Here is a 12,842-nt window from a genome sequence, read left to right on the forward strand (position 1 = left end):
GGAGTCTGCTACGAGACCAAGGCTGGACTAACCGAACGCAATCGACACGAATGTCAATTTTTGTCCAGTGATTGGGTTAGTCAATTTCCCCTTCAATCGCCTCAAAATCCCCAAATTTCCTAATAATGATTGCCAGACTTGCGGGTGTGAACGGCCGTAATCCCCTCACTATCCAAAACTTCCCCAGCATCCACCACAGCATACACCAACCAGTGGTCGCCACATTCCATGCGTTGCTCTACCGTACATTCCAAATAAGCCAGAGCATCTACAATAACAGCACAACCATTATTAGCCGTATCGATATTTAAACCGCTCAAACGGTCTTCCGAAGGAGCAAATTTTTTCATAAAATGCCGCCGCACTTGTTTTCCTTCAGCAAGGATATTTAAAACAAACTTATCTCCCTCATACATCAGCGCTTCAATGGCTCGTTCTTTGGCAACAGCAACGGTAATCCCCGGGGGCGTAAATGTCGCTTGGGAAACCCAGGAAGCCAGCATGGCACTGCTCATTTCTCCCCGCTTGGCAGTAACGACGCATAAGGAACCCACAATCCTACCTACGGCTTGAGAAGTTCGATCGGCGAGGGTACCCTTTTGCAAGCGCGGCGATCGCTGTTTTTGCGACTTTTTCAAAGTTTGGGCGAAATCCGTCCCCAATTCACTGCTGTATTGCAATGTACTGTCGGTGGGTTTGAATTTTACCCGCAGTGGATCAAATGCCAGCTGGAAGCCAGCATCTTTGAGTTTGTTTTCGACATAGTCGATGGCTTCGCCACTCCAGCCGTAGGAACCAAATACCCCTGCTAGCTTGTTCTTGGAAGCCGTTGCCAAAACAATCCCTAAGGCAGTTTGAATTTGTGTGGGAGCATGCCCTCCTAATGTAGGAGTTCCGATAATAAATCCAGAACACTGGGCGATCGCGTTTTCAATTTCGCTGGTTTCGGCAAATTCGCAGTTAATCAGATGCACTTGTGCGCCACCTTTCGCCAGCCCTTTGGCCATAGCATGGGTAATTTCTGCCGTATTGCCATAAGCAGAAGCATACAGCAACACCACAGATGAGCCCCGATCGACTTTCTTTTGTATCCAATTACGGTAGGATTGGGTTAACTCCTGCAAGCCATCCCGAACCATGGGACCGTGGGCGGGGGCATAAAAAGTTATGGGAAACTTGGCAATTTTTTCTAAAGCTGATTCGACTTGACGCGCGCCGCCGATGTGGATGCAGTCAAAGTAGAAGCGGCGATCGCCTTTGTAGGTATTCCAGCCTTCATCGAAAATTTGGTCCCCACAAACATGCGCCCCGAAAAACTTATCGCTGAACAAAATTCCCGTTGCCCTATCGTAGGTGAGCAGTTCGTCAGGGTACCGTGGGGTAGGTGTGGGAATGAGTTGCAGTTGGTGACCTTTACCCAAATCTAGGGTTTCTTCGTTGCGGATGGTGCGAACTTGCAGCTGGCGTTCGGGAAATGCCTGTTGCAGCAGCATTTTCCCTGGATTGGAAGTAACGATGGTCGCATTGGGAGCTCGATCCAACAGCGGACCGATGGTGGCGGCGCGGTTGGGATTCACATGACCCAAAATCAGATAATCTAACTGTTTTAAATCGACCCGTTGGGTGATTTCTGCCAAATAAATTTGGGTAAACGATTTGCCTGGTGGGTCGAGCAGTGCTGTTTTCTCCCCTTGAATATAATAGGAATTGGCAGTGGTTCCTTTTTGTAGGGAATATTCTACTTCAAATTTTAATCTATCCCAGGTGCGCGATCGCCAAACCCAAGTATTTGCCGCGATCGCCATAATTTGAACGTCTTTCGGCTTTGCTGTTTGAACCTGGTTGCTGGTGGTAACTGTATTCATAAAATTACTTCTCGTTATTGTAATAGATTAAGTACTGGTTTCTATTAGTAGAGTGGGCAATATCCACCCTACAAAAGCTGTTTTTATCGATCGCACAAGAGGAAACGTTCCCCATTATCCTGGTCTTAATAATAGCTACCCACCTTGCGATGGTGAATGGCTGGCATGCCATCAGGATTGGAAACCCGACCGGCGGTCACTTGGCTATAGGTAATCCAGTGGTCGGAACATTCCATACGACTAACTACCTCACATTCTAAATAGGCAAGAGCATCTGCAAGAATGGGAGAACCATTTTCTGCTTGGGTGGTTTTGATGCCGGCAAAACGGTCGGCACCAGGGGAGAAGCGTTTGAGGAAGTGCCGCATGAGGTGCTGGTGGTTGTCTTCTTCCAGAACGTTGAGTACGAAGCGATCGCCGACTTGCATCAGAGATTCGATGGCACGGTCTTTGGCAACGGCAATGCTAATTCCCAAAGGTTCAAAACTTGCTTGGGCAACCCAGGAGGCTACCATGGCGCTAGAAACGCTTTCTTTGGTGGCAGTAATAATATACAAACCACCACTGATACGTCCCAGGGCTTTATTCAAATTGCTGTCGATCGCTTTGCGGGATTGAATGGTGCGATCGCCATTTAACTTCTGCCCCAAGTCCGTACCGGCTTCTTCGCATAGCTTGTAAGTCGCTTCGTCGGGGAGTTGGGAGAGGACAATGCGCGGAAATCCTTCCGTTAAGCCTAACTCTTCCAGCTTGCTTCGCAGGGGATACACGGAAACATCGCGATCGCCACCGGGTTCAAACAAGCCAAACAGTTGTTTTTCGTTCACCGTCGCAAAAATGGTATTGATGGCGGCGCTGGCGTTTTCCGCACCGTTGCCAGACGCCGGCGGTACGCCAATTACAATGCCGCTGGCTTGACCCACCAGTTCGCGGACTTCTTGGGGATCGACGTGGCGTAAATCCACTGTTTCCACCGCTACCTCGGTTTTGCCGATGCCGTTTGCCAAAGCTTGCACGATGCGATCGCCATATCCATAATCGGAGGTATAAAAAATTGCCACCGAGGTTTGGGCTTTGCTTTTTGACTGACTCCACTGGCGATAGCGACCCGTGAGTTCGCCGATGTGATAACGCAACAAAGGACCGTGACCGGTAGCAACGGTGGCAATATCACCCAACTTATCCATGCGTTTCATTGCCGAAAGGACGGAACGGGCATTCGGACCCATGAGACAATCGTAGTAAAAGCGAAAATCGGCTTCGATTTCGGCTAAATTCTCATCGTACAAGCGATCGGAACAGTAGTGCATGCCGAAGGCATCGCAAGTATAGAGAATTTGGGTTTTGCGGTCGTAGGAGAAAATGGTATCCGGCCAGTGTAAATTGGGGGCATTCACAAATTCTAAGACGTGACCGTTGCCTAAATCCAAGCGATCGCCATTTTTAACAACTTGTTTTTGAAACGGACGGTGTACGAAGTTTTCTAAAAATTGAATGGCTACCTTAGCGCCAACTACGGTGACTTCAGGGGCAATTTCTAATAAATCCGCCACCAAACCGCTGTGGTCGGGTTCGGTATGGCTAACAATTAAATAGTCGAGTTCCTGGGGGTCGATAACCCCAGCTAAAGTTTTTTGGTACAGATCGCGAAATTTTTGATGGGAGGTATCTACCAAGGCGGTGCTTTTGCCGCGAATTAAAAAGGAATTATATGTGGTACCATTTTGCAAACCAAATTCAATGTCGAAGCGATCGCGGTCCCAATCCAAACACCGGAAAGCCGTAGTGTTCTCGGCAATTTCTTGGGTTTGCATCGTCAGGCGCGACGGTGCTTTTTGCTGGGTTGCTACCATACAGTAGCCTCCTTTGCTTTTGCGATGATTTGCCTCTAGTGTAAATGCAAATTTTACGTTTGGCTATTTTTTTGCCCAAAAAATGACTAAAGATTCTTTATAGGAGTCTTTGCCGCCGGCTATATCAATTTTCTAGAAACAACGAAAAAGACACGAACAAATATTTATCGTGGGAGTTTCTTAGAGCAATTGAAAGCACATGGGGACTTACCCCATAGCAAATTCCCGAATCGCTTCATCGCTTTATGGACATATAGAAATGAACAGGCACTTATATCGCGATCGCCATCCCAATTGCTACTCTACTGTTCCTGTTGTTCTTGCAATTCCTTTTGTCCTCTTGGTTCGAGAACTTTCGATTGCACCGGCAATTCTACAACAAACTCCGCTCCTTTTCCCAGTTCGCTGTGGCAGGAAAGTTTGCCGCCATGACCTTGAACGACCACTTGGTAGCAAGTAGACAATCCCAATCCCGTTCCTTTACCCACTGGCTTGTTCGTAAAGAAAGGATCGAAAATTTTATTTTGGGTTTCAGCATCAATGCCAATGCCATTATCGCGAATAGCTACCCCAATCCAATCCCCATCAATTTGCCAGCTACGAATAGTGATTTCCCCTATAGATTTTTGGGCAACAATCGCATCAAACGCATTATTCAGTAAATTATAGAAAACCTGATTGAGATGGCTAGGAAAGCAGCGAATCCGGGGAAGTTCGCTATAATTTTTGTGGATTTGAATGCTCGGTCCAATTCGATGGTGAAGGACCGCCAAACTACTTTCGATTGCCTCGTGAATATCAATGGTTTTCACCTGTGCTTCGTCGAGGCGAGAAAACGTACGCAAAGCGTTAATAATGGAACTAATCCGTTCCGCCCCCTGTTTCATAGAATCGATTAAATTGGGGAAATCATCTTGCAAATACGCTAACTCAATATCTTCGGTAATTTCTGCCACTTGGTCGGCAGCTTCGGGAATTTGGGCGCAACTTTCCAAAGCTTGAATTAAAATATTGGCATATTCTTGGGCGTAGGGAATATTTGCCTGAATAAAATTGTTGGCATTATTGATTTCGTGGGAAATCCCCGCCACCATTTCTCCCAAACTAGAAAGTTTTTCGCTTTGAATTAGCTGATTTTGCGTACTGCGCAACTTTTGCAGCGTTTTTTCTAGCTGTTGGGCTTTTTCCTGGTACTTTTTCGCGGTAACCTGAACTTGCTGGAACAGTTCGGCTTGGTTAATCGCGATCGCAATTTGTTCTCCCAATTGCGTGAGGAGATTAATTTCGTAGGTACGCCAGCTACGCGGCTGGCTGCATTCGTGGGCAATCAGCAACCCCCACAAATTCTTGCCCATCACAATGGGAACAATCAAGTTTGCTTTGACCTGCAACTTTTCCAAAAACTGTACGTGACAATCATCTAACCCCGCCTCGCGAATGTTATCGATTGCCCGAACGCGACCGTTTTGATACAAATAGGCATATTTTTCGGAAAAGCAATCATCAGCCCCCATATTGCCCAACACCGAATCCCAGGGTTCGATAACATCTTCCACCACCACCGAACCGTTCCAATCTTCGCCAAACTGATAGACAACAACGCGGTCGGTATTCAACAGCTGGCGTACCCCTTCCACAGTGGTTTGTAAAATAGTTTCCAAATCCAGGCTGCTGCGAATTTGATTGGTAATCAGACGAACCAGGGATTCGCTTTTTGCCTGCCGCTGGGTTTCTGCGTATAGTTGGGCTTGATTGATGGCAATGGCAAGACTAGAAGCCACCTCCGCCAAGAGTTCTTCTTCCCATTGCTGCCATTGACGCGGGCGATCGCATTGATGCAAACCAATGATACCATTGACCTGACCCTGATAGCGGGTAGCCACCGCCAGCATGGATTGAATTTGCAGGGTATTGATGGTGGCTAGGGCTTGCTGGCTTAACCCGGGAAACTCGTGCATCCGTTCCACCGCTAGGGGAGACTCCTGTTTCATCAACGCCTGCAGGTGGGGATTGCCATTTTCGGGTACTTTGAAAGCTAGCTGGCTGGGATACTCGGGTTGGCAATATTCCCCTTTGGTGATAAAAACATTTTCCTCGGGGTCTTTCACCAACACCGAAACGCGATCGCATTTGAGGGTCTTGCCCAACATTTCGCAAGCAGAATTGAGAATTTCTTGCAAGTCGAGGGTACGGTGAATCTCGTAATTGATAGAATTGAGCAGGCGTAGCAGTTTCACCTGCTGGTGCAATTCCCAATTAGATACGCTGCCGGGTTCCGGTTGTTGGGTCAACCCGTGGCTGGATTCGGCGGCTGGTATATTGAAATCGCTTGGGATTTTGCTGTTTGAACTCATTGCTGAATCCGCTGGTAATGGTTCTAACTGCGGCAAAGGGCAACAGGCAGGATATGGATCTGGTTCCCGAGAAGGCATAAATAAAAACCACGATCGAATTGACAGGAGATAGGAAGATGCACTTTGATAGACTTCGCGCCCGCGTCTGAAAAAACTGGAACGAATCGATTATAAAAACGACTTACTATACATCTTAGCTTTCTTTACCTCTCAGCGCTTTGTGGAGATTGGGCGGAAACGTTCCCCACGCCCGGTGCCCAATGCGGTCCATCGATTTGCCAAAATACTTCAAAATGCCCGCTTTCCCCAATTTTTCTGTTTCTCCTTCTTCTCAATCATTTTCTCAACCCTCCTCGCTAACTGGTTGCTTGGGCGTCGCCATGGGCAACTCCCACCTGCATTGGGGATGGTTTGCACCAGAATTGGTGTTGGCGTGGAATACCCCACACCTATCATCTTCCCAAGTAGCACAGCTGATTGCAAGTGGTTTTGATTTCCGTCGGGTAGGCGTGGAAACGGTAACCAACCTACGCCAACACTCTAGAAACCAAGACAGCCATGTATGGGAATTGATTGGGCAACTTGCGGCTTCCCATTCCCAACCCCTGCCTTTGTGGATTGCTTCTGTGGTTCCCGAACAAACTTACTTATGGCAATCCTATCCCGGTACGCGGGTTTTGACCCTCCAAGACGTTCCCCTATCCCAAACCTATGCTACCCTAGGCATCGATCGCGCTTTGGCAGTTTGGGGAGGGTGGTACCTTTACCAATCGGCGGTGTTGGTGGTGGATGCTGGCACTGCACTCACGTTTACCGGTGCCTCGCAGGAGGGAACTTTGATCGGCGGTGCGATTTTCCCGGGATTTGGGTTGCAAGGAAAAGCTCTCAGCCAACAAACGGCGGCACTTCCTGCTATTCAAATTCATTTCGATGGTTCCCAGCCACCCCGTTGGGCAACTCATACCGACGATGCCATTCGCAGCGGTGTTTTTTACGCTACTGTAGCCGGCGTGAAAGATTTCTTACAGGCTTGGTGGCAGGATTTTCCCCAATCCCAAGTTGTGGTCACGGGTGGCGATGCTACCCTGTTATATCAAACATTGGCTGCCGATTGCCCTGACAAGTCCCATGCTATTTCCTATCTGCCTTATTTGGTTTTGCAATCTTTGGGATGGTTGGTGATGCCCAAAGCGCTTTAGCCCACTTTGGGCAGGTCCAATAGATTCCCGAAACTTGGTTTTCAAGAAAAAACGATTTTTTTTTCACTATCTTCCCAAATATGGTATTTTGTTTGTAGGTACTTCTAGATAATGGGAATAGACGCGATTTTCAAATAAGACAAAATATTCCCATTGTTTAAATGGTATGTCAAAATTCCGCCCTAGTCAATCCCCAGGTGCCAAAAAAATTTCAATTTCTCCATCGGGGCGATTTCCCAGCCAAAATTGATTGAGAATCGAGGCTAGAGGCCAGAAATTGTTGAATTTTCAGCTTTTTATGCTTGCAAAACAATTTTGCGCACAGTATTGGTTGGGGTTTTGCCGCGTTTGACGGCCATGCGTTCGCGAACAATATCCCATGCCGATTTGGAAAAAGCCGCCGGTAGCGCCAGTCGCAAACCTGTGGAAAATTTTTTCTGTTTGCAGGCAACCAATCCCCAATGTAGGTGCATGTAATTTTCAATGGTTGCTAAGCTAGGGGTGCGATCGCGATGGGAAGGGTCAACGAGCGGATAAATGCGACGCTTCATTAAAATATTGGTATCCAAACGGGTTTGAATGGGAACTTTTTGGTTGCCGCCTCCCGACCAAACAGTTCGATAAGCCAAACACCGGTTGATGAAAATGGCATCGCCAAACTGGGCAATTTTAATCCAAGAATCGATATCATCGCAGTTACCATCAAGGGAGGAATCCCATCCCCCGGTTTTCATGAAAGCTTCTTTTTGAAAAAGCACTTGTACGGGGGTACCAAAGGGAACTTGCTCTAGCAACATACCGTAGTGAATATCCGCTTGGGGAATATAAACAATGTCACCGGGTCCTACTGGATACGTACGATACAGTTCGACTTCATTTTCGTCAACTTGAGCGGCTTGGCAGGAACAGATGACAGCTTGCGGTCGCAATGCGATCGCATTCTGCATAGTTTCTAAAAACTCGGGATGCAAGTAATCATCATCGTCGAGGGGTTTGATCCAATCTCCCGTTGCGGCTGCCACGCCGGCATTCATAGTTTTGGCGTGACCTTGGTTGGTGGCGTTGCGGTGGTAAACGACCTCTGGCGATGCCAAATTGCGAACGTATGCTTCCGTTCCATCGGTGGAACCATCGTCGGCGATAACGACTTCGCAGGGAAGGGTTTGCGAGAGCGCCGAATCAATGGCTCGACGCAGCAAATCCAAGCGGTTGTATGTGGTAATGACAACGCTAAATTTCATGGTTGATAGGCGAATGGGAAAGATACCAGCAGAAAAAGGGCTAGCCAGCCAGCAAGCCAGACGAGATATGTTTCCGTTATACTGGCAAATTTTTCCAGGTGCAACCTGGTTGGCAGATTCTTGACGGGATATAGTGGCGATGGTTCCTGCTGCCGGGAGGAGCAGTTCGCGAACCGCCTTTGCTATTCATTCATATTGCGATAGGTGGCAACTGCCGAGGGGGAGATACGGTTGAGGTAGCGGAAAATCCAGTATTTAAAAACAGTATCGAGAATCACGGGGAAGGTGGCAATAAACAGAAAGATAAATTCGCGGCTTTCTGGCAATCCCAAGTGGCGGGAAATGCCTTCTAAAATGACCTCCCAACCGTGGGGGGAGTGGAATCCCACAAACATATCGGTAAACAGGATAATGATAAAGGCTTTGGCGCTATCGCTCAAGCCGTAAACCAGGTCATCCATAAACGATTTTAAAACCGAAATTTCCCGCTGGCTGCGGAACAAGACCATGCCAAAGGCGGCAAAGGCACATAAATCGGCGAAAATGTTTTTGATGGCGTTGGAACTTTCCTGGCGGTATTTTTCGGCAATTTCGTGCGCTTTTTCGTTAACTTTTTCTTCAACTTCGCGATCGCTTAAACGATGACCTTGTCCGATTAACGATTCAAATTTAATGCGTTCTTCATATCTTTGCAACTCCATGTAGGCTTCTTCTTCCATGTCTACGTTGAGGAAAACTTCGGTTTGGCCGCGATCGCGAATTTCTTCTACAATGGGACCCACCACAAAGGTTTTTGCTACTTGGTGGGTGAGTAGGGGAATGAGAATTAACAGAATAATAAATTTTAAAGAAATAACGGTTTTGGTTTTGGAACTGCGGAAGTTTTCAATGACTTCTTCTTCCGCTTCCGGATCGAGTTCCCGTTTGATGCGGTTGATGGTACGTAAAATCGAACGCGGCATGAAACTGGTACGATCGGAAAACGATCCTTTGCTGCTTTTTTTGCCGCGACCTGGGGAACGACTCGATCGCGATCGCTCTTGAGATTTTCCGGCACTGTTTTGGCTGCGATGGTTGGTATTGGTGGGGCGTTTTTGAGGGGTGATTGAGAAACTGCGATCGCTGGGAGCGTTGCTATCGGTTTGCTGCTTGCCATTTTGCGCCACAGAAACGCCTACGGAATCGTCGGTTTCGCTTTCCGATTCTTGGGGAGGGGGGGATGGGGAAGCCTGGGAGCGAGATTTGGATTTGTAGGTATCGATAATTTCATCAATAAATTGGAGTTTTTCTAAAACAATTTCATAGGGGTCGCGGTAGGTTGTCGAGACGCTGTCTCCTGGTAAAGCCGCTGGTTCCAGATCGATGGTTTCCGACTGCTGTTTTTGCCAAGAAGAAACGACGCCGCGACTGCTACGAAATTCCCGCAAGCGAATTTTGGCTGTTTTTAGATTTCTTTTGAGTTCGGATTGGAAATAAGCAAAGGTTTGTTCGCCATGGCTGGCATTTTCCACTGCAATTTTATTGCCGTTGAAATATTTTTCTTCAATTTTTCTGATGTTGCAGGCTGCTATATAGGCTTGCTCTAAAGCTCGTTCGGGGGTACCGAAGAACCAGTTACGAGCGCGTTGGAGCCAGTTATTGGATTGGGAAGAACCAGGTTTGTTGGCGGTCATGGAAAAATCAAATAAAAATAAATACCGAAATTTACGATGGCAAGCGTTTGCAGTACAATCTAGGAAGAGAAATTCGATCTGGAATTGGGAAAAATCGTTTGATGGTGGCTATCCAAATCCAAAAGAACTGAGCGTTCGGGGGAGAATTTTGTCTTGGGGAAAATCTCTGAAAATCAAGGATGCCATCGGAGGACAATAGAAGATCGGTAGCCAATCCGACAACGAGGCTCGGGGGATGGTCCGAAAAACCAGTGACATTGGCACGATCGCGAAAAACTTCCCCAGGGGAACCATAGCGACCAATATTCCATCCCTGCTATACTCGAACGGCCACAATTGCCCAACAGCTGCCAATGCCTTCCACGCACCAGGTAGATAGTATACTAACAGATTCCGTTTCCCTTGTAGGTACCCAGCAAAAATCGATTTGGATTGCTGGAGGTAGTCGCAGTGGCAAAACCAGCCGCTCGATTGCCTACTACCGCCAAGAGATAAAAAATTTCGCTACCCGCAACCAGGGGTCGCCAGTAGGGGGGCAACCCATTGCGCCCCTACACGAGTTGCCATCGCCTGGTTTTTTGGTTTTTGCTGCCACGGGAGATACGCGGTGGGAACTGCGCGATCGCTTGTTGGGGGCTGTGGGGGGTCAATATCCCGTGTTCTCTACCACCCCGTTAGGATTTTTTCTCGAAGAGGTAACGCTATACTGGCCGCTGCTGACAGAGGAGCACCCCCTCTACCCGGGATTTCCCCAGCGATTGCGCCCGGAAACCGAACAGGAGTTTGCCACGCGGCTGTGGCGGCAGCATTTAGATAGCGCTCAGCTGCAACTGGCGGGGGTTAGCGAATACCGTCTGGTGCGTCGGTTGTTGGATACTCTGCAACTGGCGGCCATGAGCGGTACGCCTACGGAAGCAATCGCCGATGTGGTCAGTTCGGGATTGCTCTCGGAAGCCGAAGAAAACCATCCTACACAAGAGACTGGCGATCGCCGGTTTTGGGAAAACGCCACCCAAGCTTGCCTGCAGTGGCGGGATTGGTGCTGGCAGCAGGGATTTTTAACCTACGGCATTGCCGCGGAACTCTACTGGCGCTATCTATTACCCGCACCTACCTACCAACAGCAATTGCCCCAACGATACCAGCAAATTTTTGCCGACGATGTAGACGAATATCCCGCAATTGCGCGCGATTTTTTTGAAATTTGCCTGCAGCAGGGCATGCGGGGAATTTTTACCTTCAACCCCGACGGCGGTGTCAGGTGGGGATTAAACGCCGATCCCGATTATCTGCAAGAACTCTCCCGCCACTGCCACCAGGAACGCTGCCAGCGCCACCAGCCAGCTTCCCTAGCAGACTCTGTAGCCAACGACGCGATTCGCTTGGTGGACGATCCGACCCAGAGCATTGCCCTACCCGATTCTGTGATTTCCCTTACCCAGCCTTCCCGTTCCCAACTGCTGCAAAAAACTGCCGCAACCATTGCCCGCCATATTAGTGCTGGCGAGGTGGCCCCGGAAGACGTTGCCATTATTGCCCCTGGGTTGGATGCGATCGCCCGCTACACTCTCACCAAACACCTCACCGAACACCAAATTCCCATACGCCCGCTCAACGAACAACGCCCCCTAACTGCCGTCGCCACCGTCAGGGCGTTGCTGAGCCTATTGTCCCTCCTTTACCCCGGATTGGGGCGCTTGGTGGATAGCGATCGCATCGCCGAAATGTTGGTGGTACTTACCCAACAAAACCAACAGCCACCCGCCATCGACCCCGTTAGAGCGGGATTGCTAGCCGATCGCTGTTTCGTCGCCGACGTGGAAACCCCGCAACTGCTAGGGGCTACTGTTTTCTCTCGCTGGGATCGTTTGGGATACCGCGCCCAACAAGCCTACGAAGACTTGCGCCAGTGGGTACAGGATTGGTCTTGCCACCATCGGGAACCAGCTTCTTCTCCTTTGGTGGTATTGGACGCGGCAATGCAAAAATTCGTCTGGCAGCAGCGACAGCCCGATTACTGGGAAATAGAGGCGTTGCGAGAGCTGATGGAAACCGCCAACCACTATTTGGAAATTGCCCCACAGTGGGACGCCACCGCCACCACCACCGACATCCTGACCAATTTTATCCAATTACTGCACCAAGGAACAGTGACAGCCAATCCCTATCCCATGCAGCAGCAACCGGCAGCGGTTACCCTGGCTACGGTGTTTCAATACCGTTCCCATCGCCTATCCCATCGCTGGCATTTCTGGCTGGATGCGGGGTCTTCCCTATGGTTTAGCGGCGGATCGGCGGTTTTGTTTGCGGCACCTTTATTTTGGAAACACCGCTTGGGGCAACCCTGGAAACCTAGCGATCGCGTGGCTACGGATGAAATCCGAGTGCGCCGTATTCTGCGGGATTTATTAGCCCGGGTGGAGGAACGTTTGTATCTTTGTCACAGCCATTTGTCTGCTAACGGTCAGGAGCAAGATGGTCCTTTGTTGTCGTTGGTGAATGCGGCGGTGGCGGAGGAGTAGGAAGAGGGGGGAAGAGTTTTTAAAAACAAATTAGGCAAAAATTGGATTTGTATACCACAAAATCAAATTTTTGTCCAGGTAGGCCCGCTCGCCTTTACAAAAATACATGCATTTAGGGAGGGTGAGAAAAATTTC

7 protein-coding genes are annotated in these 12,842 nt (G+C 48.8%); 2 read left to right on the forward strand and 5 right to left on the reverse strand.

Annotated features, from left to right (window positions below; all coding sequences use genetic code 11):
• Positions 1-119: 119 nt before the first annotated feature.
• From AS151_RS16905 to AS151_RS16915, 3 genes are all read right to left on the reverse strand, one after another.
• The gene (locus AS151_RS16905) at positions 120-1,865 is read right to left on the reverse strand and encodes a diflavin flavoprotein (protein WP_071518241.1); all 1,746 of its coding nucleotides are present in this window, start codon (positions 1,863-1,865) and stop codon (positions 120-122) included.
• Between the two features lie 125 nt (positions 1,866-1,990).
• Positions 1,991-3,718, reverse strand: a complete 1,728-nt coding sequence (locus tag AS151_RS16910; protein WP_071518242.1) for a diflavin flavoprotein — start codon at positions 3,716-3,718, stop codon at positions 1,991-1,993.
• Between the two features lie 302 nt (positions 3,719-4,020).
• Positions 4,021-6,072, reverse strand: coding sequence for a GAF domain-containing protein (locus AS151_RS16915; RefSeq protein ID WP_084639673.1), 2,052 nt, complete (start codon positions 6,070-6,072; stop codon positions 4,021-4,023).
• A 293-nt stretch (positions 6,073-6,365) separates the two neighbouring features.
• Here AS151_RS16915 and AS151_RS16920 point away from each other — a divergent pair, with 293 nt between their 5' ends.
• Positions 6,366-7,271, forward strand: coding sequence for a pantothenate kinase (locus AS151_RS16920; protein WP_170861430.1), 906 nt, complete (start codon positions 6,366-6,368; stop codon positions 7,269-7,271).
• A 296-nt stretch (positions 7,272-7,567) separates the two neighbouring features.
• On the opposite strand, the gene AS151_RS16925 is transcribed toward AS151_RS16920, so the two are convergent.
• Together AS151_RS16925 and AS151_RS16930 are read right to left on the reverse strand one after the other, a co-directional pair.
• Positions 7,568-8,512 (reverse strand): glycosyltransferase family 2 protein, encoded by a 945-nt coding sequence (locus AS151_RS16925; RefSeq protein WP_071518243.1) that lies wholly within the window; start codon positions 8,510-8,512, stop codon positions 7,568-7,570.
• 182 nt (positions 8,513-8,694) lie between these two features.
• Positions 8,695-10,185 (reverse strand): proton extrusion protein PcxA, encoded by a 1,491-nt coding sequence (locus AS151_RS16930; protein WP_071518244.1) that lies wholly within the window; start codon positions 10,183-10,185, stop codon positions 8,695-8,697.
• Positions 10,186-10,538: 353 nt separating this feature from the next.
• On the opposite strand from AS151_RS16930, the gene AS151_RS16940 reads away from it, so the two are divergent.
• Positions 10,539-12,707: a recombinase family protein gene (locus tag AS151_RS16940; protein WP_244533058.1), complete on the forward strand. Its 2,169-nt coding sequence runs from the start codon at positions 10,539-10,541 to the stop codon at positions 12,705-12,707.
• Positions 12,708-12,842: the final 135 nt, after the last annotated feature.

Source organism: Geitlerinema sp. PCC 9228, from assembly GCF_001870905.1.
Lineage (GTDB): Bacteria > Cyanobacteriota > Cyanobacteriia > Cyanobacteriales > PCC-9228 > PCC-9228.

Bases quoted from the DNA above. Each gene is read 5' to 3' on its own strand.
- AS151_RS16905 (WP_071518241.1), bottom strand. From the start codon at position 1,865: ATGAATACAGTTACCACCAGCAACCAGGTTCAAACAGCAAAGCCGAAA.
- AS151_RS16910 (WP_071518242.1), bottom strand. From the start codon at position 3,718: ATGGTAGCAACCCAGCAAAAAGCACCGTCGCGCCTGACGATGCAAACC.
- AS151_RS16915 (WP_084639673.1), bottom strand. From the start codon at position 6,072: ATGAGTTCAAACAGCAAAATCCCAAGCGATTTCAATATACCAGCCGCC.
- AS151_RS16920 (WP_170861430.1), top strand. From the start codon at position 6,366: ATGCCCGCTTTCCCCAATTTTTCTGTTTCTCCTTCTTCTCAATCATTT.
- AS151_RS16925 (WP_071518243.1), bottom strand. From the start codon at position 8,512: ATGAAATTTAGCGTTGTCATTACCACATACAACCGCTTGGATTTGCTG.
- AS151_RS16930 (WP_071518244.1), bottom strand. From the start codon at position 10,185: ATGACCGCCAACAAACCTGGTTCTTCCCAATCCAATAACTGGCTCCAA.
- AS151_RS16940 (WP_244533058.1), top strand. From the start codon at position 10,539: ATGCCTTCCACGCACCAGGTAGATAGTATACTAACAGATTCCGTTTCC.